Genomic DNA, 22,639 nt, shown 5'->3' with positions numbered 1-22,639 from the left:
CCCCGCTGCGCTCACTTAGGTCCCGGGTGCGGCCCCGGTGGAACCCTACGCGTCCGCGCGCCCCGTATCCTGCGCCCTGTCCTGCGCCTTCGATGAATCGTCTCGCTGCCCATCCGCCCGTTCGCCGGGCTGCTCCGCGGCGAGCCCCTCGAGATCTATCTCGGGCCATTCGCCGGTGCCCGGGGAGGTATACGTCGTGGGGGTTTGCGCCGGCCAGCTGGTGGTCGCGGGGAACGCGTCCTCCGTGGGGGACGGCAGGGAAGAGGAGGTGCTGAGCGTTTGGCGCACACCCGCGTGTTCGCCTGCAAATTCCGGCGGCGGAACCGGGCGGTTGTGGCGCGGCGCGAACGGTGACATGGGAACGCGAGGAATGCTGCGGGTGCGCACCGCCAAGCGGGTGGCCTGGTTGTAGGAGTAACGGCTGATCTTGCGGAAGGCGCTGTAAGGGCGGAAACGCTGCGGCCTGCGCAGGCGGCGGGCAACGCGCTCGCCCAAAACCACACCGGCGGCCAATGCGCCCGCGATGGCAACCGCGGTGGCCAGGTTCCTGAAGCCGGTAATGGTCTGGTCATTAAGCGATGCGTACATGCCGCGGTAGAGCGTCAGGCCGGGCAGCATGGGGGTGTAGCCAATGATCATGGTCACCGTCGGCGGGATGCCGAAGCGGCGGGACATCAAACCGCCGGCAAGGCCCACGGCTATCGCTGCGATGCCCGCGGTCACCACGTTGCCAATGCCCAGCACCAGCAGCAGGAAGTAGTAGAAGATCATGCCGGCGCCCGCGGTGCAGCCTGCAATGACCGTCTCCTTCTTGGAGGCGTAGCAGGCGTAGGCGAACGCGGCCGAGCCCAGGGAACCGAAGATGATCAGAAAAGGTACCTCCAGGTATACCGGCGGCGCGACGGTGGCCAGCGGGGGCAGCTCGAATCCGATGTATCCCACGAACTGGATGCCCATGCCCACGCCGGCCACGATGGCCCCGGTATAAAACACGGCTTCCAACAGCCGCGCGGCTGAGGTCACGGGCGCGCCCGTGATGCCGTCCACGATGCACTGGACGAGGGTGAGGCCCGCGACCAGCACGATGATGCCCATACCGATTACCTGGCTGGGGCTAAAGTCCACATCCAAATAGGTGGCCAAGTGGAATAGGACGGCGGCGGGCAGCACCGCGATGAAGCCGCCGACGATGTTCTGGTAAAAGATCGGCAACCTGTACTTCTCCAGGTACGTGTTGACCCCCATGATGGTAAAGGCCACGAAGAAGGAGACGATGGCCTGAAAGGCGCCGCCGCCCAGGATGAGGGAGAAGAATCCGCCCATGGCGCCCCACGCAACCAACGTGGTGAAGGTGGAAATCGGCGGGTCCATGGACTCAATCTCATCGAGAATCTTCTCCGCCATCGCCGGCGGGGTGGCACCGGAGTGTATGGAGCGGATGAGCTTATCCACTGCGGCGAGCTTCTGGAAGTTCAGGGAGATGCGCGGGGCCACCCGGAACACGTGCAGCGGCTGCTGGCGGCCATCCGGGGTGACCATGTTTGCATGGATGGTCACCGTAGAGGTCAGGATGTCAATGTGGCAATAATGCAGGCCGTACGCCGACGCCGCCAAGTGGACCTGCGCCCGCGCATCCGGGTTGGACGTGCCCGAGGTAATAAGGATGACGCCGATGCGCGCAGCGATGTCCATGACGCCAACTACCTGGGACTGGTCCGTGAGATCAATCGGTGCCAGTGGGGATGGCGGCGGAGCGGCCTTGGCGGCGTCAATGGTTGCGATATTGCCCATGGTGTCATGGCCCATGGCCTCAGAGTTGAGCGCGTCAACCGCGGGCGTGGAAGTGGTTGGGGCAGCGTCCGCTGCAGCGCTGGCCGGCCGAGCCTTTCCGGTCCATGCGGCAAGACGGTCGAGGATTGACAAAATCGCGTCCTTATAACGAGTGTGAAACCTTGTAGTGGGCACTCTAGTTGGCTTTTTATTCCGCCGCATTTACGCAGTCCAGGCCCAAAAGTTCCACACCGGTCAGGAATTCGGGTAGCATTTACCGGAGCATCGCTGCTGGCCCGTTTAGGTACGGGACCCACTTGCGGTAATGCGTGCTGGAGTGGCGCAATCGGTAGCGCAACGCACTTGTAATGCGTAGGTTGCGAGTTCAAGTCTCGTCTCCAGCTCAGAAAAGAACCCCTTTGCCTGGATACCCGGGCAAAGGGGCTTAGTTATATCCGCGGTTGCTGGCCCGCACGCCCCGATTGGCCGCCACCTGCTTAGCCCTGTGATTCCTGGGCCAGTATGGCCTCGATGATCTTGGCGCGGTTGGAGTCTGAGAGCGTGCGTTGGAAGATGTGGTCATGGGACCACAGGCCGGAGGCCACGATGGTCAGCATTAACTCCTCCAGGCTGGCGTCCGCGCTGGGGTCTACCATCCAGCGGCCTTCCACGGCGCGCCACGGCGCGGAGAAATCCGGGTGGGTGCGCGCGTGGATCTGCAGGGACATCTCCGCCAGCGGGCCCGTCTTGGTCATCGATTTCACGGCCGCCCTGCGGCGCTGCTTATCGGTGAGCGAATCCAGATCGGTGCCCTCAGGGAGGGTGTCGATGATTTCAGATTCCCAGCGCTCGGCGGCCATGGTGTGGATGGCGACTAACATCGCGTGGCGCGACGGGAAGTGATAGATAAGCCCGGATTTTGACATGCCGGTCACGGCGGAGAGGCGGTCATAGGTAACCGCCTCAAAGCCCTCGGAATCGATGAGCTTGTAGGCCTCGTCAAGGACCTTTTGTTTCTTGCTAATGCGAGCCACTGTTGCCTCCTGACTTAGGATTATCGCGGAAACACCACGTGGTGAGAAGGGCCAAGAGCACCGCCACGGCGCACAGGCCGTAGAGCACGGATACGTACGCATCCTCGTAGGCCGCGCCCGCGCCGGCTGCATTGGCCGCGGGGTCATAGACCGCGTTCATGCCCAGCCCGCGGAGATCCTCCGGAAGGTTAGCAATAAAGAACGCGGGGATGAGGGAGCCGGTGACGGCAACGGAAAGCAGCGAACCAAACTCGTAGGATACTTCCTCGACTCCCGCGGCCATGCCGGTGCGGTGGAGCGGGGCGGAGCCAATGATGGCGATGGAGGACACGCTCATGATGAATCCGGAGGCCAGGCCGCCCACCATGAGGCTCGCCACTGCGAGGCCAAAGATGTCCCGGCTCGTTGCCCAAGCGGTTGTCCAAACGGCAACCGCGGCCAGCGCGAAGCCGCCGCCTATCAAGGGCAGGAACCCCACGCGGTGCAGGTTTGCCCCGCCCCACGCGGAGGCGGGGAAGGCCGCAATCGCCATGGCGCCAAGCGTCAGCCCGGCCATAAGCGGACTAAAACCGTCCGCCAGTTGCAGCTTCTGGGTGGTCAAAAGCTCAACGCCAATCATGACAAACATGGCGCCACCGGCGGCCAGGACGCCGCCGGCAAAGATCCGCGAGCGGAATATATCGAACGTAAGCAGCGGGTCTTCCAGGCGCTTTTGGCGAGCGGCGAAAAGCGCGCCGCCGAGGAGGAAGGAGGCCGCGGCAACGCCCAGGAGTATGAAGGAGCGCTGCGCATTGGCCGCCTCCTTGATGAGCATGGTTAGCCCGGACAGGGTGGCCAGGGCGTAAAGGGAGGAAAGCCCGTCCCAGCTTTTAGCCGGGTTGGGGATGTTGGGTGGGGCCAGGGCAACGGTCAGGATGATGGCCACGGCCACGATCGGGACATTGATAAGGAAGATTGAACCCCACCAGAAAGTCATCAGCAGCGCGCCGCCAATGACCGGGCCCAGGGCGGCGCCCACCACGGCGATGGACCCCCAGATGCCAATGGCGGTATTGCGTTCGCGTTCATCCGGAAAGGTCAGGCGGATAAGTGACAAGGTGGCGGGCATCATCACGGCGGCGCCAACGCCCAGGAGGGCTCGGGCGGCGACAAGCAGCCACGCGCTGGGGCTAAACGCCGCGGCAAGGGAGGCGGCGCCGAAGACGGCGAGGCCGCTAAGAAACATCAGGCGGTGGCCGATGCGGTCCCCCAGTGTGCCGGTGCCAAGCAGCAGGCCCGCCAGCACCAGGGGATAAGCGTTGATGATCCACAGCGCCTGTGTAGGGGTAGTGCCTAATTGCGCGTTGAGTTCCGGCAGCGCGGTGTAAAGGATCGAATTATCCAGCGCAATCATGAACAGGCCCAGCGCTATGACCAGGAAAAAGGTCCAGCGCTGCCTGGCCGTGGTGTGGGTGCTGTGCGCCACGGTGAGGTTGTTGACCTCAATGCGGCGCTCGGTGGGAGATGATGATGACACGGTTAATAACTGTATTAAACGTTCGGTAGGGGGACAATCCCCGCCCCTGTTATCCAATATCCCCGCCCCACGCCCCAGAATTAGGGCCTGAGCTGTGGCCCCGCGGTGCGCACGGGTTTAGTGGCACACTGGGGCCGTATGGCTGGGTAGGTGGCCTTTTCTCAGGCGTGAAATCCACGCTGATGGCCCACCACGGAAGCCGCGTGAAGGAGAAATTTCATGGCGGATAATTTTGCAAAGCAATTAGTGGCAATGCTTCAAGCCCAAGGCGTTAAACGCATCTACGGGTTGGTGGGTGACTCGCTGAATCCATTCGTGGACGCGGTGCGTACCTCGTCGATCGAATGGGTACACGTTCACAATGAGGAATCCGCCGCTTTCGCCGCCGGCGCCGAATCGCTAATCACCGGCGAGCTTGCCGTGTGCGCCGCATCGTGCGGACCGGGAAACACGCACCTTATCCAGGGCTTGTATGATGCCCATCGCAACGGTGGCAAGGTCTTAGCCATCGCCAGCCATATTCCATCGCGCCAGATTGGTTCCCAGTTCTTCCAGGAGACCCGTCCGGAGGCGCATTTTAGGGAATGTTCGGGCTATTGTGAGACGGTTTACTCCGCGGAGCAGGGGGCCGTGGTCGCGCACCACGCGCTCCAATCCACGATGGCCGGTAACGGCGTGTCCGTGCTGGTGGTCTCCGGCGATATGTTCACCCTTGAGGCCGAGGGGGAAAAGTTTGCGGAGTCCGTCATCTCCCGCGGCAGGCCCATCGTCTTCCCGGATCCCGCCGAGGCGGCCGCGCTGACCCAGGCCATTAATGAGGCAAAGACCGTGGCGCTTTTTGTGGGCGCCGGTGCCCGCTACGCCCGTGAGGAGGTCCTGGCGCTGGCCGAGAAGATCAAGGCGCCCATGGGGCATGCCTTGGGCGGCAAGATGTACATCCAGTATGACAACCCATTCGATGTGGGCATGTCCGGCCTGCTGGGATACGGTGCGGCCCATGACGCAATGGATGAGGCCGAGTTGGTGATCCTCGTGGGCACGGACTTCCCGTACGCGGATTTCCTGCCCTCTAAGAACGTGGCGCAGATAGATATTGAGGGACGCAACATCGGCCGACGCACAAAGATTAGCTATCCGGTGGTCGGTGACGTGGGCGCCACCATCGCCAATATCCTGCCCCATGTGGAGGAAAAGACGGACCGCGGCTTCCTGGATAGGATGCTGAAACTTCACCATGACAAGCTCACCGATGTGGTGGAGGCCTACACCAGCAAGGTGGAAAAGCACACGCCTATCCACCCGGAGTACGTGGCCAATATCATCGATGAAGAGGCGGCGCAGGATGCCGTGTTTACCGTCGATACCGGCATGTGCAACGTGTGGGGAGCGCGTTATATCACGCCGAACGGGCAGCGCGAGCAGCTGGGCTCCTTCCGCCACGGAACCATGGCCAATGCCATCCCGCAGGCCATCGGCGCCCAGGCGGCTGACCGCTCGCGCCAGGTGGTGACGTTTTCCGGCGACGGCGGCACCGCGATGCTGCTCGGTGAGCTACTCACCGTGGCGCAGCACGATCTGCCGGTGAAGATGTTCGTGTTCAACAATTCCTCGCTGGGCATGGTGAAGCTGGAGATGCTGGTGGAGGGGATGCCGGAGCATGAGACGGACCACGCCCAGGTGGATTACGCCGCGGTGGCCGCAGCCGCCGGCATCAAATCCATCCGGGTGGAAAAGCCCAAGGATGTGCGCAGCACGGTGCGCAAAGCACTGGCTCACGATGGCCCGGTTTTAGTCGATGTGGTCACCGACCCAAACGCCTTGTCCATCCCGCCAAGCCTGACGCTTGCGCAGCTGCTGGGATTCTCTAAGGCCGCAACCCGCACGGTCTTCGGCGGTGGCGTGGGCCAGATGCTGGGCCTGGCGGCGTCCAACCTGCGCAACATCCCGAAGCCCTAGGCGGCGCTCACGTAGTGCGGGGCGGGCAGGCTATCGTTTAACACCATGGAATATCCAACCCCGTACGTGCGTATCGACCTGCCCACCGTGCGCGCCAACCTGCTGCGGCTCGCGGAGTTTGCCACTGCACGCGGCCTGCACGTGCGCCCGCACGCAAAGACACACAAGCTGCTGCCCATAGCCGCCATGCAGCTTGACGCCGGGGCGCACGGGCTGACCGTGGCCACCATGGACGAGGCCGAGGTGTTCGCCGCCGGCGGTTTTAAGGACCTCTTCATCGCCTTCCCGCTGTGGCCCACGGCCCAGCTCAAGGAACGCATCGCGGCGCTCATTGACCAGGGGTGCTCGGTGCGAGTGGGGGTTGATTCCACCGAGGCCGCGGCCGGTTGGGCCGGGGTAGAGGGCCTTGAGCTGATGATTGAACTGGATTCCGGCCATCACCGCTCCGGAACCCTGCCGGAAAGGGCGCCGGCCATTGCCCACGTGGCGCAGGTTGGCGGGGTGCGCGTGGCGGGCGTGTTCACATTCCCCGGCCACTCCTACGGCCCAGTGGCGGCGCATTCCGCGTCCAAGGACGAGCTCGCCACACTCACCGCCGCCCGCACCTGCCTGGGGGATGCCGGATTTGAAGAGCTGGTTATCTCTGGCGGGTCCACCCCCTCGGCCTTCGAATCGAGCGAGGAACTCGACGAGATCCGCCCGGGCGTTTACCCATTTTATGATGCCCAGCAGCTGGCCTTAGGTCGCTGCACGGAGGCGGACATCGCCCTGACCGTGGTGGCGACGGTGGTATCCAAGCGTGAGGACCTGGGCACCTTCATCCTGGATGCGGGCTCTAAGAACCTTGGTTCGGACAAGCCCGCTTGGGTTGATGGCATGGGCAGGATCAAGGGCCATCCCTCGGCCCGCATCGTAGCTTTGTCCGAACATCACGCGACGGTGAGGTGGGAAGAGGAACTTCCCGCCCTAGGCAGCCGCGTGGAAATTATCCCCAACCACGTGTGCCTCGTGCCGGCGCTGGCATCCCGGGTCATCGCAGTGGACGGCGATTGTGAGCGGGTCTGGCCGGTGGACGCGTGAGCCTTACCCGGTGCACCGCCTCGAGAAAGCGCGGCTAGGGCGGGAGTTTTAGCACGGGCACGATTGAGGATGGTGAGCTAGCCGGCCGCGCGGGTGATGCCGGAATCCCCGTCCGATGGTTTACAGGAATCATACAGTTAACGTTCAGTATGCTCGATGATGCGAGTGCCAAAATGGAGACAACATCTTTAGAGATCCTTAAGAGATCCATTGAGCAAAACCGTTGAACCAAGGAAGTGGTGTCCCACATGGACGAGATGCACAGCGAGCAGTTAAAGGTTCTCGTGGTAGACGATGAGCCGAATATCGTTGAACTCCTCACCGTGTCCCTGAAATTTCAGGGGTTTAGGGTTCATAGCGCCAACTCCGGCACCGAAGCGCTGCGCGTAGCGCGTGAGGTCAACCCTGACGCCTACATCCTGGACGTCATGATGCCGGGAATGGATGGCTTCGAGCTGCTCGGCAAGCTGCGCGCCGAGGGGCTCGATGGGCCGGTGCTCTACCTGACCGCCAAGGATTCCGTGGACCAGCGCATCCATGGTTTGACCATCGGCGCTGATGATTACGTGACAAAGCCGTTTAGCCTCGAGGAGGTCATTACCCGCCTGCGCGTCATCCTGCGCCGCAGTCAGTCCGCTGACCAGGAGCGCGGCGATGCAACCATCACTTATGCCGATCTGACGCTCAATGATGACACCCACGAGGTCACCAAGTCCGGCCAAATCATTGACCTTTCCCCAACGGAGTTCAATCTGCTGCGCTACCTGATGCAGAACAAGGAAGTGGTGCTATCCAAGTCCAAGATCCTGGATAACGTCTGGCACTACGATTTCGGCGGTGACGGCAACGTGGTGGAGTCTTACATCTCCTACCTGCGCCGCAAGATTGACACCGGTGACACCCCTCTTATCCACACCGTCCGCGGCGTGGGCTACGTCCTGCGCAAGCCTCGCACCTAGACCCCGCGGGTCTTCTTCCCGCGCTGAAGCGCCTAGACTGGAAGCACTTGTCCGCCCGGCGCTTGCCCGCCGCGGGTCCTCTATTGGGGAAGGTCTCTTCCGTAGCTTATGACTAAAGAATCGCCCTCCAACCCATCGCCGGGGCCGTCCGCCGTTACCGCAGCGGGCGGCCCCGGCGTGCCCGCGCACCGCCGCCGCACGTTTCGGTCAAAGCCCAAGGCTATGCCGCTGCGTACCTGGTTGATGATTTTATTGGTCATCATCTCGGGCCTGGGGATGGGCGCCTCATCCCTGGCCGTATCCACGGTGATGCGCGACGTGTTCTACAACAGGGTCGATAAGGAGCTCTATGAGGCCCTTGGCGGTTGGGCGCAAAGCAGTGATCTCTTCGAAGCGGACGTGACCAAGCGCCCGCCCACGGACTTTGCGGTGCTCAACTACTATCCGGATGGCTCGCTGCGCTGGTTTAACATCAATGAGGCCACCCCGGCGGTGGATAACGTAGTCATCGGCGCCGCGCCGTCCACCATTGGTTCCATCCCCACCTCTCCCGTGGATTCCCAATGGCGCGTGCTTGCCGTGGAGGATAACGGCGTGGTCACCGTGGTCGCCAAGCGCCTGGATGATGATCAAGCTACCCTGCGCGGCCTGGTGATGCTGCAGATCATCATTTCCTCGGTCGTGCTGGCTGTTATCGCAGCGGTGGGCTATTGGCTCATTAAGCTGTCCTTGAGACCGCTGCGCGTGGTGGAGCAGACCGCTTCCGCTATCGCCGGTGGTGACTATGACCGCCGCGTGCCCGAGTGGCCGCTGCACACCGAGGTTGGGCGCCTGGCCAGCGCACTGAACATCATGCTCACCCGCCTGCAGAAATCCATCGAGCAGGCGCAAAGCCAGGAGGAACAGATGCGCCGCTTCGTCGGTGACGCCTCCCATGAGCTGCGCACGCCCCTGACCAGCCTGCGGGGTTACACGGAATTGTATCGCTCCGGCGCCACCGATGATGCGGGCTTTGTTTTCGGCAAGGTTGATGCCGAATCTAAGCGCATGTCCCTGCTGGTAGAAGACCTGCTTGCCCTGACCCGCGCCGAGGGCTCACGCTTGGATATGACCAAGGTAGACCTGCTTGAACTTACGATGTCCGTGGCTTCATCCGCGCGCGCGGCGTTTCCTGAACGCGTGGTCGACGTGACCCCCAAGACCAAGGGCATTCCATTGGTAAACGGCGATGCGGACCGGCTTCACCAGGTGTTTTTGAACCTGGTCTCCAACGGGCTTCGCCACGGCGGCCCCGAGGCCAAGGTATGCATCACGCTGCGCGATGAGGCCTTCGAGGGCGCGGATGGCGTGGTTGTTGAGGTGGCTGATGACGGCAAGGGCATGAGCGCCGAGGTGGCCTCCCACGTCTTTGAGCGCTTCTACCGGTCCGATGCGTCACGCACGCGTGATACCGGCGGCTCCGGCCTGGGGCTGGCCATCGCCAAGTCCTTGGTTGAACTCCACGGGGGAGAGATCTCCGTGGAGTCCACCGAGGGGGAGGGCTCAGTCTTTACCGTCCGCCTGCCGGCCTATGACGAAACGTCACATGGGCGGGACTAGCGGCGCCCCTCGGCGTCCGTGCCCAGTTGTGCGCGGATAGCTTCCGCCGCCTTGTCCATCTTTTCCGGATCCGTGGCGTCCATGGCCATGGCCTGGGAGAAGTCATAATCGGCCATCGTGGAGGTGGGGAACAGGTGGATGTGGGTGTGCGGAACGTCGAAGCCGGCGATGATGTAGCCGGAACGCGGCGCATCGAATGCCTCCTTGATGGCGGCGCCCACCTCTAGGGCAACCTCATTGAGGTGGGCCCACGTGGCGGAATCTAGCTCCGTCCACTTGTCTACTTCCTCAATGGGGACCACCAGCGTGTGGCCATAAGCCAGCGGTTCGATGGTTAAAAACGCGGCGACGGTTTCATCGCGGTAGACGAAACGGCCGGGGAGTTCGCCGTTAATGATTTTCGTAAATACAGAAGACATGCCCCTAAGGCTAGTTAAGATGTGGGGCATGCGCATTCTAGTTATTGGATCCGGAGGCCGTGAGCACGCCCTGTTGAAGGGCCTTGCGGCCGATAAGCTAACTTCCGATCTCCACGTGGCCCCCGGCAGCCCGGCGATGAGCACCATCGCTACGGTGCACCCTGACTACTCCAAGGTCGATGACCCTGAGCAGATGCTGGAGCTCGCCCGCGAACTTGGGCCCGATCTGGTTGTCGTGGGGCCGGAGATCCCGCTGGTCGCCGGCGTGGCCGATGCCCTGCGCGGGGAGGGCATCGCCGTCTTTGGCCCCAACAAGGACGCCGCCCGGATTGAGGGCTCCAAGGCCTTTGCCAAGGACGTCATGGCCGCGGCAAATGTCAAGACCGCGCGTGCCGAGCAGCTCGAACCCGGAGCCAGCCAACAAGACATTGACGCGGCCCTGGACCGCTTTGGCCCGCGCTATGTGGTCAAAGATGACGGACTGGCCGGCGGCAAGGGCGTTGTGGTCACCGAAGACCGCGCCGAGGCCCTAGCCCACGTAAAGGCCGTGCATGAGATTGGCAGCCCGGTCCTTTTGGAGTCCTTCCTGGACGGCCCGGAGGTCTCACTGTTTTGCCTCGTTGATGGTGAAACCGTGGTTCCTTTGCTGCCAGCCCAGGACCACAAGCGCGCCTATGACAACGATGAGGGCCCGAACACCGGCGGCATGGGCGCGTACACCCCGCTGCCATGGCTGCCAGAAGATGGGGTCCAGCGCATCGTCGATGAAGTCTGCGTCCCGGTAGCAAAGGAATTGGTTGCCCGTGGATGTGCTTACTCCGGGCTGCTCTATGCCGGCCTGGCGTGGGGCAAGGAGGGGCCGGCGGTGGTCGAGTTTAATTGCCGCTTCGGTGACCCGGAGACCCAGGCGGTGCTCTCCATGCTGGACTCCCCGCTGGCCGAGACCTTAAACGCGGTGGCCACCGGAAGCCTTGCGGAACTAGCCCCGCTGGAGTGGAAGGACGGCTACGCGGTGACGGTAGTACTCGCCGCCGAGGGGTACCCGGCGTCCCCGCGCAAGGGGGATCCAATCACCGGCGCCGGCCTCGGTGACCTGGACAAGGTCCTGCATGCCGGCACCAACGTGATGGATGGCAAGGTCGTAGCCAACGGCGGCCGCGTCCTCAACATTTTGGGCCACGGCGCTACCCTTGCCGAGGCCCGGGCCGCCGCTTATGAAACCCTCGAAGGAATCGAGCTAGACGGCGGCTTCTACCGCAAGGACATTGGCCAGGCCGCCGAGGACGGCCGCATCTCCATCTAGCGATGCGTTTCGCCCGGCCTCGAGGCAAACAAGCGCTGAGTATCGGCCGGGCGTAAGCCCAGCGTAAGCCCAGCGTGAGCCCGGCAGCGGGCGCACGCCATCCCCGGCGCCCGCGGCCTTTGGTTCCCCGGCGAAGAAGAATCCGCCAGCGGATTCGCCGGCGGATTGTGGGGGACTTTGATGAGCGCAGTGCGCTAAATGACGCCCGGTACGGTCTGGGCCGTGGCGCTGCCGGTGCGCAGGTACTCGGTGACGATGGCGTCCACGGTGGCGTTGCCGTTGGCGAAGTGCCCGTGACCAGGGCCGTCCACGGTGACTACCGAGGCGCCCATCTGCCGGGCCATCTCCCCATGGTAGGCGTACGGGGTCTGCGGGTCACCGGTGGCGCTAATCTGCAGCGGACGCACCGCCAGCTGAGAACCATTCAGCGCTGGCGCCTTGGTGTGCGGCGGGGTTCCCTCACACATCTGGCCGGAACCGTAGGCGGCGTTAAGACTGCGGAACGGGTCATAGGTGACCAGCGCGGACCAGTAGTACTCCGGCAACAGCGCAGGGTTGCCGGCCACGGTGTTTTCATTACACAGGATCATGGCCTGCATGGACGTTGCCTGCGCCTGGGCCATGAAGGCCTCCAGGGCCTGCTCCTGGCTGGGGGTGCCCAGGTCAATCGGCTCACGATTGGATATGTGGTTGGCTAGCATTTCCCACTGGGTTGGCTGGGGAATGATCTGGCGGGTCAGGGACAGGGTGGTGGAGAGGATCTGGTTACCGGCCGGGTTGGCGGCCTTGTCAGCAAGGTGCTCCGCCTCAACGCGCAGTTGGCCCGTGGCATTCATGATGTGCACGCCGGGCTGGCCGGCAAACTCCAGCCCCGGTGGTAGGTCACCGATCTTGGCCCGCGGCGGCAGCGCGGTAGGTCGCACGCCGGATTCGCTGGCAACCTTATAACTCCAGCGCTCGTAGACCTGGAGCGGGGTGGTGCCCATCTTGTAGGTGTCATTGTTGCGCGCTACGTAGGAGAAGAAATCCTCCATCGCCTTTTCGTATCCGCGCTGCTGGGAAACAAGCACGCCGTTCCAGGCCAGGGACGGGCTCATGGCGGAATCAAGCACCACGCGGTCGGTGTTGTGCGGAAATAGTGTTGCATACACGCTGCCCAGGAACGTGCCGTAGCTCAGGCCCACAATGGAGATCTTCTCCAGCTGCAGCGCCTGGCGGACCATCTCCCAATCGCGGGCGGTATTTTCCGTGGTTATGGCGCGGGTGTAGCCCGGCGTGCCCTCCTCACACGAGGCGCGGTTCCACGCGCCGCCGCGGAACAACTGGTCTAGTACTGTGGCGCCCTTGCCCGGCTTGGTGCAATCAAGCGGCGTGGAGCCCGGCAAGCCGCGCGGCTGCACGGCCACGCGGTCCCACTCGGCGGTAACCGCATCGGGCCAAGGGATCGAGTCATGGCCCACGTAGCTATACGCATCGCCGCCCGGACCGCCCGGGTTGGTAAACAATGTGCCGCGTTTAGCGGAGGGGTTAGAAGCCTTCACGCGGACAAAACCCACGGAGATGGTTCCGCGTTCCGGGTGGTCATAGTAGGTAGGCACCTCAACGCGGCCGCATTCCGCGCCGGGCACGGTAACCTGCTCGGGGCAGTCCTCCCAGGTAATTGCGGGGGCGGCGGCCGCGGCGGGGGCGGTCGCTGCACCAATGGTCAATAGTGCCGCGGTGGCCGCGGCCGAGGCCAGGGCGGCGGTTATCTTCCGGGCTGGGGAAAACATGGGAAAGTTCCTTTCCTGCGTGGGCGTGCGGTGCGGTGGTAACAACCAACCTATAGGTGCGGATGCTAATTGTCAGCGGGAAAGGTTATCGGTACCCCCGAATGCTTCTTCCGCAGCGCCGTGTGGCGGCGGGCGCGCGGAGTAATCTGTGTCCTATGAACCCGCTTTCCACCCGCAGCCACGTTGAGCCCTTCCGGGTCATGCAAATGCTGGACATTATTCATCAGCGCAAGCACCGCGGCTTGGACACGCTCATGCTGTGCGTGGGCCAGCCCTCAACCGGCGGGCCGCGCCCGGCCCTCGAAGCCACCGCGAAAGTCCTATACTCCGATCCGTTGGGGTACACGGAAATCATTGGTGACTTGGAACTGCGCGAGACGGTGGCCGCGTGGCACCGGGAAAAGTATGGCGTAGATACCCGCCAGGACAACGTGGTGATTACTACGGGGTCCTCGGCGGCGTTCGTGGCGGCGTTCCTAGTGTACCTGGAGCACGGGGACAATGTGGCGCTTGCCTGCCCGGGCTATCCGGCGTACCGGGCAATTCTGCAGTCACTGGGCGCAAACATCGTGGACCTGCGCTGCACCGCGGAGACACGCTTCCAGCCCACCGCGGCGATGCTTAAGGCGCTGCCGGCCGAACAGCGCCCGAAGCTGCTCATCGTGACCTCCCCGGGCAATCCAACGGGCACGATTATCGATCCGGGTGAACTGGAGAAGATTGCGCGCTGGTGTGAGGCCAATGGATGCGTGCTGCTGTCCGATGAGGACTATCACGGCATCTCCTTCGGCCGCCCCACCGCCACCGCCCGTGCGTTTTCTGACAAGGCGGTGGTGGCGGGCACGCTATCTAAGTACTTCTCCATGACCGGCTGGCGCGTAGGCTGGCTCATCCTGCCAGAGGAGCACGTGCAGCGATTCTCCGATCTTCAGGGCTCACTATCATTGTGCCCGCCCGCTATCTCCCAGAAAGCCGCAGTTGGAGCCTTTACCCCAGAGGCCATCGCTGAACTAGACGGGCACGTGGCCCGGTATGCGCAGTCCCGTGAAATCTTGTTGGAGGAGTTCCCCGCGATGGGCCTGGACACCTTCGCGGACCCTGACGGGGGGCTGTACCTGTGGACCAACATCGCCCATCTCACCGACGATTCGGAGGCCTTCTGCCGCCAATTGATTGACGAGATAGGCGTGGCCTTCGCCCCCGGCGTGGACTTTGATCCGGAACAAGGCAAGCACTGGATGCGCGTATCCCTCTGCGCCTCGGTGGAGGACACGAGGGAGGCCTGCCGCAGGCTCGGCGAGTACTTGCGATAGGGCCGCTCGAAAACTGGCGCGTAACCTGGGGGCTATGAACGCACCAATCGTAGAAATAGCAGTGGAGAATCCGGCCGGGGCCCGCGCGGCCAAGGAAGGCGGCGCGCAGCGACTGGAGCTCGCCCAGGCCCTCCACACCACGGGTGGTATCACCCCAAGCTGGGCCGTGACCAAGGCAGTGTGTGAGGTGGGGCTTCCCGTCCACGTGCTCATTCGCTGCCGCCCCGGAGGTTTTGTCTACAGCCGCGAGGAGGTAGAGCTCATGGCCCAGGACATCGCCAAGCTCGCGGAGCTGCCGGTGGCCGGTTTTGTCATCGGCGCGGCGACCACAGATGGGCACCTCGACCTCGAGGCGATCGACGCCATGGTGGCGGCCGCGCCGGGCAAGGACTTCACGGTCCACCGCGTCATCGACACGCTGGCCCATCCGCTGCCGGAGGTGGAAAAGCTGCAGGGGAGGGTGAAGCGGGTGTTGAGCTCGGGAGGGGCAAAGGCGGCGTCGGAAGGAAAGGCGGCCTTGCGGCGCTACGTGGAACTTGACCTGGAGGTCATGGCCGGCGGCGGGGTGCGCCCGCACAACCTGGGCGCGCTGCGGGATCTGGGGCTAGACGCCGTGCATTCCTCCTGCGCTGCCCGGCTGCATTCCTACGGCAGCGCCGGGCCGGGCGGGGGCGAGGACGCCGTCATGGACACCGATGTGGCGCAGGTGAAAGAAATCGTGGAAGCCGTTTCCAGCTGGGGCTAGGCGTGCAATAATAAGCGCCGTGGTAGAGAAGAAAAAGATTTCTAACGTCCTGTCCTCCCGTTACGCCTCCGCGGAACTGTCCAACCTCTGGAGCCCCGAACATAAGATTGTCCTGGAGCGTCAGCTCTGGATCGCGGTGATGCGCGCCCAGCGTGACCTGGGGGTGGACATTCCCATCGAGGCGATTAACGCCTACGAGGCGGCCATTGACCAGGTTGACCTTGCCTCCATCGCCGAGCGTGAGCGGGTCACCCGCCATGACGTCAAGGCCCGCATCGAGGAATTCAACGCGCTGGCCGGCTACGAGCACATCCACAAGGGCATGACCTCCCGTGACCTGACGGAGAACGTGGAGCAGCTGCAGATCTACCGTTCCCTGGAGCTCATCCGGGACAAGGCGATTGCCGTGGTGGCCCGCATCGGTGAGCACGCCGCCAACTACCAGTCCCTGGTGATGGCGGGGCGCTCCCATAATGTGGCCGCGCAGGCAACCACCCTGGGCAAGCGTTTCGCCACCGCCGCCGATGAAATGCTGATGGGAATCGAGCGCGTTGAGGATCTGCTGGGCCGCTACCCGCTGCGCGGCATCAAGGGCCCAATGGGCACCTCCCAGGACATGCTGGATCTCATGGGCGGCTCCGAGGACAAGTTGACCTCCCTGGAGACCACCATCGCCGACCACCTAGGTTTTTCCCGCATCTTTAATTCCGTGGGGCAGGTTTACCCGCGCAGCCTCGATTTTGACGCGGTCTCTGCCCTGGTTGAGCTGGGCGCCGCGCCGTCCTCCCTGGCCACCACTATCCGCCTGATGGCCGGCAACGAGGTTGTCACGGAGGGCTTCAAGGAGGGCCAGGTTGGTTCTTCTGCCATGCCGCACAAGATGAACGCGCGTTCCTGCGAGCGCGTCGGCGGGCTCCAGGTCATCCTGCGCGGATACCTCACGATGGTCGCGGATCTGGCCGGCCAGCAGTGGAACGAGGGTGACGTATTCTGCTCCGTCATCCGCCGCGTGGCCCTGCCGGATGCCTTCTTTGCCATCGACGGCCAGTTTGAGACCTTCCTTACCGTCCTGGACGAGTTTGGCGCATTCCCGGCCATGATTGACCGCGAGTTGGAGCGTTACCTGCCATTCCTGGCCACCACCCGCATCCTGATGGCCGCCGTGCGCGCCGGCGTTGGCCGCGAGACCGCGCACGAGGTGATCAAGGAAAACGCCGTGGCGGTTGCGCTGAATATGCGCGAAAACGGTGGCGAGCAGGATCTGATCGAGCGCCTCGCCGCCGATGATCGCCTGCCGATGGACAAGGCGGCCCTGGACGCCGCGCTGGAGGATAAGCACGCTTTCATCGGTGCCGCCGAGTCCCAGGTTTCCGCGGTCCTGGGCCGCATCAAGCAGCTCGTGGACACCCACCCCGAGGCGGCCGCCTACCGCCCGGGCGAGATTCTCTAAGGGGTCCAGGCCCCGCCGAGGCGGCGCGCCTGGGGGCTGAGGTTCGTGCCTGGCCGCTTAGGCCAGGGCACGTAGCTGCCGGGCCGCGCTCTGGAGAATCCGCCTGGCCTCATCACGCTGCTCGGCGGGGATGAGCGCGAGCAGCTCGCGGACCGCGCCTAATTCAACCATGAGGCCTGGGTCCCCAAAGGTGGCGCCGGTCCCGGGGGAGGGCAGGCTTACAGGGCGCCCGGCGGGCATGCCCTGCGGGCGCCGGCCGTTCCGCCCGCGCCGGCGGGGCTGCTGAGGTTTTGTCACCGTCATCAACCAGCCCTAGAAACCCGGCAGCGGCAGGCGCAGGACCGGCTTTGCGTTGCCGCCGAGGTTGCCGGCGTACGGGATGAGCTGGGAGAACTGTTCGCCGCCGTTAAGTGCCACGTAGCCCACGCCGGCCGCGATGATGAGGACGACGATGCCGATGATCACGCCGGTGGTTGGATCGATGCCGGCGCTGGAACCACCCTGCGAAGGGGCGGGGACCGTGTATTCAATATCCGGCAGCGGGGTAGAGCCGCGGGTGGCGCCGCGGGCCTCGAGCTCCGCGATGCATTCGCTCCACGCGCTAACCAGCGCGTCCCTGCCCGCCGCGCCCTCGAATGCGGCGATGGCCTCCTGCAGCCGCGCCTCGGATTCCGCGGCGGCCAGGGTGGCCCTGAAAGTCTCGGAGAAATTCTTACCATCCGTCAGCTGTGGTGCGCGGTTGCCGCTCATGCCCTGCGCCCGCTTAAGGTACTTATCCGCGCGGCTTAGGGAGGATTCGGGGTAGGCCTCCAGTAGCACGCTCGCTGTGTCCGCCACCAGGAGCTCGGGGTGGGAGGCGCCGAGAATGATGATGGTGATGTCCGCGTCGGTATAGCCCCGGGCCTTAAGGTCCGCGGCGGCCGCGGTCACGTCTGGCAGGGCAAGCGCGGCGTTGAGATCCGCTTGGGTAATCTTGGCAACCGCATCAAAGGCGGCCTTGTGCTCCGGCAGCGCGGCCTGCCCGAGCTCCGAGGCGCGGCGCACCGTGGCGATATACGCGGCCTCCAGCTCCTGGGCGGCGCGGTGGTCCTCGTCGGAGTGGGTGACCGTGCACAGGGGCTGGCCGTGGGCGGATTCGCGCACCGTCACGCTTGGTGCGGCGGTGGCGGGCGGGACCGTCACGGCGCCGAGCGTTACGGCGGTGGCGGTGACAATGGCGGTAAGCCGGGTGCGGGCCATATGAAAATCCTTATGAGTTCCCTGATGGGTTGATAAAACAGCTCGTTGGAAGCATAAGCTGAAGTATGCTTTTTGTCATGCGCCCACAGCTTAATGATTACAAGCATCTGTCATCCGGCAAGGTTCGCGATATCTACGAGGTTGATGAATCCACCTTGCTCATGGTGGTCACGGACCGGATCTCCGCTTATGACCACGCCCTGGACCCGGCAATCCCGGACAAGGGGCGGGTTCTCACCGCCACCTCCAAGTTTTTCTTTGATGCCATCGATTTCCCCAATCACCTGGCCGGGCCGCTCGATGATGAGCGGATCCCGGAAGAGGTGCTGGGACGCGCCATGGTGGTCAAAAAGCTCGAGATGCTCCCCTTCGAGTGCGTGGCCCGTGGCTACCTCACCGGATCCGGGCTGAAGGAATACAAGGAATCCGGTACCGTCTGCGGCATCGAGCTGCCGGAGGGGCTCAAGGAAGCCTCCCGCCTGCCGGAACCAATCTTCACCCCGGCCACCAAGGCAGAGCAGGGCGAGCACGATGAAAACGTGTCCTTTGATCGCGTCGTGGACCGGCTGGGGCGGGAGCGTGCCGAGCAGCTGCGCGAGGCGACCCTGCGCATCTACTCCGAGGCGGCAAGGATCGCTGAGGAACGCGGCATCATCCTGGCCGATACCAAGTTTGAGTTCGGCCTGGACGGGGACGGGACGCTGACCCTCGGCGATGAGGTCCTAACCCCGGACTCCTCCCGCTACTGGCCGGCCGATACCTACGTCGAGGGAGAGGTTCAGCCAAGCTTCGATAAGCAATTCGTGCGCAACTGGCTGACCTCCGATGAATCCGGCTGGGACCAAACCTCCGATGCCACCCCGCCGCGCCTTCCGGACGAGGTGGTATCCGCCACGCGCCTGCGCTACATTGAGGCCTACGAGCGCCTCTCCGGCGCGAAGTTTGAGGATTACCTCGGCGGCTAAGAGCCCGCGCGGGACCAGCGCGTAGACTGGGTGGCTATGACTGAGCAACCAATCCAGCCCCCAGTGGCCCCCGTGCGCCCCATTAACCGCGAGTTCCACGGCCGGACGTTCGTGGATGATTACGAGTGGTTGAGGGATAAGCAATCCCAGGGCACCCTCGATTACCTCAACGCGGAGAATGCTTACACGCAGCAGCAGACCGCGCATCTCGAGGAGATGACGGAGAATATCTTCGAGGAGATCAAGTCCCGCGTGAAGCAGACGGACATGTCCGTACCATCCCGCGCCGGTGACTACTGGTACTACGGGCGTTCCGTAGAGGGCAAGGATTACGGCTACTCCTGCCGCATTCCGGTGGCTGAGGGGCAGGATCCGTGGCGCCCGCCGGTCATTCCGGAAGTCGGCGCGCCAGACAATGAAGAGATTCTGCTGGACCTTAACGAATTGGCGGAGGGCCACGAGTTTTTCTCCTTAGGAGCCTCGTCCGTTACCCGTTCCGGCCGCTACCTGGCCTACTCCACGGACACCACGGGCGACGAACGCTTCGACCTGGTCATCAAGGATCTTGAGACCGGGGAGCACCTTGCGGACAAAATCACCGGCATCTTCTACGGCGCGACGTGGATCGGTGAGGACTACATCTTCTACCAGCGCGTTAATGACGCCTGGCGGGCGGATACCGTGTGGCGCCACAAGGTTGGAACCCCGCAGGAAGAGGACGTGTGTGTCTTTAAAGAGGACGATGAATATTTCAACGTAGGCGTGGGCGGGACCCGCTCCCGCCGCTACCTGCTTATTGCCTCCGGTTCCAAGGTCACCTCCGAATACTGGGTGTTGGACAAGGATAATCCGGAGGGCGAATTTGAGTTGCTGTGGCGCCGCGAACAGGGCCTGGAATATGACGTTGACCATGCCGTGGTGGCGGGTGAAGAGCGCTGGATAGTTACGCATAACGCGTCCGGCCCCAACTTTGAGGTGGGCTCATGCCCGGTGGATAACCTGGTGCCCATCCGCGAGCTGGACGTGCTGATCCCCCATCGTGACGACGTGCGCATCGAGGGGGTGGATACCTACGCGGATTTCATAGTCTCGGCGTACCGCCGCGGTGGTATTGGCCGGGCGGCCGTGATGCGCCTCGATGATGCGGGCTTTACCGAATTCGAGGAGATGGAGTTCGATGAGGAGCTCTACACCGTGGCCCCGATTGGCAACCCAGAATGGCACTGCCCCGTCATTCGCGTCTCCTACACCTCATTCACGCAGCCTTCGCAGCTTTTCCAGTACTGGGTGGATTCCCGCGAATTTGTCCTGCTGAAAGAGCAGGAGGTTCCGGGCGGCTACGAGGCAGCGGACTACACGGCGTATCGCGTGTGGGCCAACGCGTCCGACGGCACCGCCATCCCCGTCTCCATCATCCACCGCGCAGACTTGGATACCTCTAAACCCCACGGCACGCTGCTCTACGGCTACGGTTCCTATGAGTCCTCCATCGATCCCGGATTCTCCGTTACCCGCCTGTCATTGATGGACCGGGGCATGATCTATGCCATCGCCCACGTCCGCGGCGGTGGAGAAATGGGCCGCGGTTGGTATGACCACGGTAAGATGCTGGAGAAGAAGAATACCTTTACGGACTTTATCGACGTGGCGGATGACTTGGTGGCCCGCGGGCTGACCACGCATGGCCAGCTCGTGGCGGAGGGCGGGTCCGCCGGCGGCCTGCTCATGGGGGCTATAGCCAACATGGCGCCGGAGAAGTTCAAGGCCATCCAAGCCGTGGTGCCCTTCGTGGATCCCCTGACCTCCATGACCAAGCCGGAGCTGCCCTTGACCGTGGCGGAGTGGGATGAGTGGGGCAACCCGTACGAGGATCCGGAGGCCTATGACTACATGGCCTCCTACGCGCCTTATGAAAACGTTGAGGCCAAGAAGTATCCCAATATCCTGGCCATAACCTCTCTCAACGACACCCGGGTTTTGTACGTGGAGCCGGCCAAGTGGATAGCCCGCCTGCGCGCCACCGCCACCGGCGGCGAGTTCCTGCTCAAGACCGAAATGGTTGCCGGCCACGGCGGCGTCTCCGGCCGCTACGCCAAGTGGCGCCAGGGCGCTTTTGAGTACGCCTGGACCATCAATCAGGCCACGGGGCTGACGAAATAGCAGCCACGTACGTGTTTAGCGGGTCGTTGTGCACCTGCGCCCCCAGTGCGGGCGGTGCATGCGGGCAAAGCTGGGTTGCGCTTTGCGCGCCTCGCGGGAGACGGTGCTGCCATCTTCTTAAGCGCCCGTAGGTGACTTGCCCGGGCCAGGGGCGCCGGATGCGGAAAGCCGATGTCCAGGTGCTAGCTCAGGCCCAGCGTAGGGGCAATCGTCTGCGCCCAGCTGACCTTGAGCTGATGGGCAAACAGTGGGAAGCTGTGGGAACCAGTGGAGGTGTAGTAACGGTTGACGTTGACCCCGTACGCGCGGGCACGCTGAGCGAAGAGCCTGGTGCACTCATTGGCAACTATCTCCGTGGCACGCGGCCCACCCCACTGGGATGAGCTTACCGGGCCGTCAATGGGGCCTGGCGTACCTGAAGCGGATGCTAGGAAGACATTGACCCCACGCAGCCGCGCCGGGTTGGCATTCGGATCATGGTCGCGCCAGGCATCGGAACCAGGCATGCCCCACGCGTTTAGCGGATTGCCACCGCCGTAGAGCATCATGGCGGCGGATACGGGCAGGCCAAAACCGCTGGACCGAATGGGGCAACCGGAATATGACGCGGCGGCCTTGAACCGGTGTGGCGCGTGCCCCGCAATATCTAGGGCGGCTGCGCCGGTTGAGGATAAACCGGCGATTGCGTCGCGTCCGTTGCCGTGGAACTCGCGTTCCATGACAGATGGCAATTCTTCAGCCATGTACGTGTTCCACTTGTTGATGCCCAAAATAGGGTCACGCTGCTGCCAGTCTGTGTAGAGGGAATGCGCGCCACCCAAAGGCATGACTACGTTGACATTTTTCCCGGCGAAGAATTGTTCCACGTCGGAGTGGGTGATCCAATTCTGTCCCTGCATGCCGCCCTCAAGTCCCGGTAGGAGGTACAGGGTTGAGCGGGGTTGGTCCCCGGCAGGAAGCAGGACGTTGTTGACTATTACGCGTTTGTTGGCTGGTGACCAGACCCGGATTTTCCAGTAATTTCCAGCAATGTGCTGGCGTGAGACCACGCGAGCACCCGAGGCCGGGGCTTGCTGGGCGGAGGCCACCGCGGTACCCGTCAATTCGGGCGTGACTAGGCTGGCGCCACAACCCAGTGAGAGTATGCCCATAACCATTGCCGCAACAGTAGCGATAGATAGCACCGATGAACGGGGTTTATTCATGCTCTAAATGCTATCAAGAATCTTTATCATTAACGCGGTGTTTGCCGGCAACTCCTCGCAAGCTATAGCCTAAAACTGCACGAGGATAGGGCGATTCCCAGGCTGGCTAGCGTAAGCGGTATGGGGGCGTGGCCAGCTTGCTGGCCCGTGGCGT

General features: G+C 63.4%; 18 protein-coding genes and 1 tRNA gene. 11 read left to right on the top strand and 8 right to left on the bottom strand.

Annotated features, from left to right (window positions below):
• Positions 1 to 45: 45 nt before the first annotated feature.
• On the bottom strand, positions 46 to 1,806 hold the full coding sequence (gene thrE / locus CENDO_RS09535) for a threonine/serine exporter ThrE (protein WP_136142248.1): 1,761 nt from the start codon (positions 1,804 to 1,806) through the stop codon (positions 46 to 48).
• A 295-nt stretch (positions 1,807 to 2,101) separates the two neighbouring features.
• Here thrE and CENDO_RS09530 point away from each other — a divergent pair.
• A tRNA-Thr gene (locus CENDO_RS09530) sits at positions 2,102 to 2,174 on the top strand.
• 93 nt (positions 2,175 to 2,267) lie between these two features.
• On the opposite strand, the gene CENDO_RS09525 is transcribed toward CENDO_RS09530, so the two are convergent.
• On the bottom strand, positions 2,268 to 2,804 hold the full coding sequence (locus CENDO_RS09525) for a TetR/AcrR family transcriptional regulator (protein WP_168707197.1): 537 nt from the start codon (positions 2,802 to 2,804) through the stop codon (positions 2,268 to 2,270).
• On the bottom strand, positions 2,791 to 4,269 hold the full coding sequence (locus CENDO_RS09520; RefSeq protein ID WP_281276168.1) for an MFS transporter: 1,479 nt from the start codon (positions 4,267 to 4,269) through the stop codon (positions 2,791 to 2,793). Before CENDO_RS09520 ends, CENDO_RS09525 begins: the two co-directional genes overlap by 14 nt.
• Positions 4,270 to 4,539: 270 nt before the next feature.
• Here CENDO_RS09520 and CENDO_RS09515 point away from each other — a divergent pair, with 270 nt between their 5' ends.
• The 4 genes from CENDO_RS09515 to CENDO_RS09500 all read left to right on the top strand — a co-directional run bounded on the left by CENDO_RS09515 (position 4,540) and on the right by CENDO_RS09500 (position 9,914).
• Entirely contained in the window at positions 4,540 to 6,276 is a 1,737-nt protein-coding gene (locus tag CENDO_RS09515; protein ID WP_136141809.1) for a pyruvate dehydrogenase, read from the top strand.
• 45 nt (positions 6,277 to 6,321) lie between these two features.
• Complete coding sequence (locus CENDO_RS09510; RefSeq protein ID WP_136141808.1) at positions 6,322 to 7,356, top strand: alanine racemase; 1,035 nt, start codon at positions 6,322 to 6,324, stop codon at positions 7,354 to 7,356.
• Positions 7,357 to 7,604: 248 nt separating this feature from the next.
• On the top strand, positions 7,605 to 8,315 hold the full coding sequence (locus CENDO_RS09505) for a response regulator transcription factor (RefSeq protein WP_136141807.1): 711 nt from the start codon (positions 7,605 to 7,607) through the stop codon (positions 8,313 to 8,315).
• Positions 8,316 to 8,423: 108 nt separating this feature from the next.
• Positions 8,424 to 9,914 carry a sensor histidine kinase gene (locus CENDO_RS09500; protein WP_246014266.1) on the top strand — a complete coding sequence of 497 codons (1,491 nt, stop codon included), beginning with the start codon at positions 8,424 to 8,426 and terminating at the stop codon, positions 9,912 to 9,914.
• Here CENDO_RS09500 and CENDO_RS09495 read toward each other — a convergent pair.
• Positions 9,911 to 10,333, bottom strand: a complete 423-nt coding sequence (locus CENDO_RS09495) for an HIT family protein (RefSeq protein WP_136141806.1) — start codon at positions 10,331 to 10,333, stop codon at positions 9,911 to 9,913. The genes CENDO_RS09500 and CENDO_RS09495 overlap by 4 nt on opposite strands.
• Before the next feature lie 28 nt (positions 10,334 to 10,361).
• Here CENDO_RS09495 and purD point away from each other — a divergent pair, with 28 nt between their 5' ends.
• On the top strand, positions 10,362 to 11,636 hold the full coding sequence (purD, locus tag CENDO_RS09490) for a phosphoribosylamine--glycine ligase (RefSeq protein WP_136141805.1): 1,275 nt from the start codon (positions 10,362 to 10,364) through the stop codon (positions 11,634 to 11,636).
• 194 nt (positions 11,637 to 11,830) lie between these two features.
• On the opposite strand, the gene CENDO_RS09485 is transcribed toward purD, so the two are convergent.
• Positions 11,831 to 13,408 (bottom strand): alpha/beta hydrolase, encoded by a 1,578-nt coding sequence (locus tag CENDO_RS09485; RefSeq protein ID WP_136141804.1) that lies wholly within the window; start codon positions 13,406 to 13,408, stop codon positions 11,831 to 11,833.
• A 200-nt stretch (positions 13,409 to 13,608) separates the two neighbouring features.
• On the opposite strand from CENDO_RS09485, the gene CENDO_RS09480 reads away from it, so the two are divergent.
• The 3 genes from CENDO_RS09480 to purB are packed head-to-tail and all read left to right on the top strand — an operon-like array spanning position 13,609 to position 16,916.
• Positions 13,609 to 14,721: a pyridoxal phosphate-dependent aminotransferase gene (locus tag CENDO_RS09480; protein WP_136142245.1), complete on the top strand. Its 1,113-nt coding sequence runs from the start codon at positions 13,609 to 13,611 to the stop codon at positions 14,719 to 14,721.
• A 34-nt stretch (positions 14,722 to 14,755) separates the two neighbouring features.
• Positions 14,756 to 15,466: a copper homeostasis protein CutC gene (locus tag CENDO_RS09475; RefSeq protein ID WP_136141803.1), complete on the top strand. Its 711-nt coding sequence runs from the start codon at positions 14,756 to 14,758 to the stop codon at positions 15,464 to 15,466.
• 19 nt (positions 15,467 to 15,485) lie between these two features.
• A complete protein-coding gene (gene purB, locus CENDO_RS09470) occupies positions 15,486 to 16,916 on the top strand; it encodes an adenylosuccinate lyase (RefSeq protein ID WP_136141802.1) in 1,431 nt (476 codons plus the stop codon).
• 57 nt (positions 16,917 to 16,973) lie between these two features.
• On the opposite strand, the gene CENDO_RS09465 is transcribed toward purB, so the two are convergent.
• Both CENDO_RS09465 and CENDO_RS09460 read right to left on the bottom strand, forming a co-directional pair.
• Positions 16,974 to 17,219 (bottom strand): hypothetical protein, encoded by a 246-nt coding sequence (locus tag CENDO_RS09465; protein WP_136141801.1) that lies wholly within the window; start codon positions 17,217 to 17,219, stop codon positions 16,974 to 16,976.
• 9 nt (positions 17,220 to 17,228) lie between these two features.
• Complete coding sequence (locus tag CENDO_RS09460) at positions 17,229 to 18,155, bottom strand: hypothetical protein (protein WP_136141800.1); 927 nt, start codon at positions 18,153 to 18,155, stop codon at positions 17,229 to 17,231.
• Positions 18,156 to 18,232: 77 nt separating this feature from the next.
• Between CENDO_RS09460 and CENDO_RS09455 the strand changes: the two genes are divergently transcribed.
• The gene (locus CENDO_RS09455; RefSeq protein WP_210726532.1) at positions 18,233 to 19,120 is read left to right on the top strand and encodes a phosphoribosylaminoimidazolesuccinocarboxamide synthase; all 888 of its coding nucleotides are present in this window, start codon (positions 18,233 to 18,235) and stop codon (positions 19,118 to 19,120) included.
• Between the two features lie 36 nt (positions 19,121 to 19,156).
• A complete protein-coding gene (locus CENDO_RS09450; RefSeq protein ID WP_136141798.1) occupies positions 19,157 to 21,280 on the top strand; it encodes a S9 family peptidase in 2,124 nt (707 codons plus the stop codon).
• Positions 21,281 to 21,462: 182 nt separating this feature from the next.
• On the opposite strand, the gene CENDO_RS09445 is transcribed toward CENDO_RS09450, so the two are convergent.
• Positions 21,463 to 22,485 carry an alpha/beta hydrolase gene (locus tag CENDO_RS09445; RefSeq protein WP_136141797.1) on the bottom strand — a complete coding sequence of 341 codons (1,023 nt, stop codon included), beginning with the start codon at positions 22,483 to 22,485 and terminating at the stop codon, positions 21,463 to 21,465.
• Positions 22,486 to 22,639: the final 154 nt, after the last annotated feature.

The organism is Corynebacterium endometrii, from assembly GCF_004795735.1.
Taxonomy (GTDB): domain Bacteria; phylum Actinomycetota; class Actinomycetes; order Mycobacteriales; family Mycobacteriaceae; genus Corynebacterium; species Corynebacterium endometrii.
The sequence above is the reverse complement of the archived record's forward strand: the minus strand, read 5'-3'. Positions and strand labels throughout refer to the sequence as shown.

Coding starts and splice junctions, on each gene's coding strand:
- thrE (WP_136142248.1), bottom strand. CDS start 1,806: ATGGGCCATGACACCATGGGCAATATCGCAACCATTGACGCCGCCAAG.
- CENDO_RS09515 (WP_136141809.1), top strand. CDS start 4,540: ATGGCGGATAATTTTGCAAAGCAATTAGTGGCAATGCTTCAAGCCCAA.
- CENDO_RS09510 (WP_136141808.1), top strand. CDS start 6,322: ATGGAATATCCAACCCCGTACGTGCGTATCGACCTGCCCACCGTGCGC.
- CENDO_RS09505 (WP_136141807.1), top strand. CDS start 7,605: ATGGACGAGATGCACAGCGAGCAGTTAAAGGTTCTCGTGGTAGACGAT.
- CENDO_RS09500 (WP_246014266.1), top strand. CDS start 8,424: ATGACTAAAGAATCGCCCTCCAACCCATCGCCGGGGCCGTCCGCCGTT.
- CENDO_RS09495 (WP_136141806.1), bottom strand. CDS start 10,333: ATGTCTTCTGTATTTACGAAAATCATTAACGGCGAACTCCCCGGCCGT.
- purD (WP_136141805.1), top strand. CDS start 10,362: ATGCGCATTCTAGTTATTGGATCCGGAGGCCGTGAGCACGCCCTGTTG.
- CENDO_RS09485 (WP_136141804.1), bottom strand. CDS start 13,408: ATGTTTTCCCCAGCCCGGAAGATAACCGCCGCCCTGGCCTCGGCCGCG.
- CENDO_RS09480 (WP_136142245.1), top strand. CDS start 13,609: ATGCAAATGCTGGACATTATTCATCAGCGCAAGCACCGCGGCTTGGAC.
- CENDO_RS09475 (WP_136141803.1), top strand. CDS start 14,756: ATGAACGCACCAATCGTAGAAATAGCAGTGGAGAATCCGGCCGGGGCC.
- CENDO_RS09465 (WP_136141801.1), bottom strand. CDS start 17,219: ATGACGGTGACAAAACCTCAGCAGCCCCGCCGGCGCGGGCGGAACGGC.
- CENDO_RS09460 (WP_136141800.1), bottom strand. CDS start 18,155: ATGGCCCGCACCCGGCTTACCGCCATTGTCACCGCCACCGCCGTAACG.
- CENDO_RS09455 (WP_210726532.1), top strand. CDS start 18,233: ATGCGCCCACAGCTTAATGATTACAAGCATCTGTCATCCGGCAAGGTT.
- CENDO_RS09450 (WP_136141798.1), top strand. CDS start 19,157: ATGACTGAGCAACCAATCCAGCCCCCAGTGGCCCCCGTGCGCCCCATT.
- CENDO_RS09445 (WP_136141797.1), bottom strand. CDS start 22,485: ATGAATAAACCCCGTTCATCGGTGCTATCTATCGCTACTGTTGCGGCA.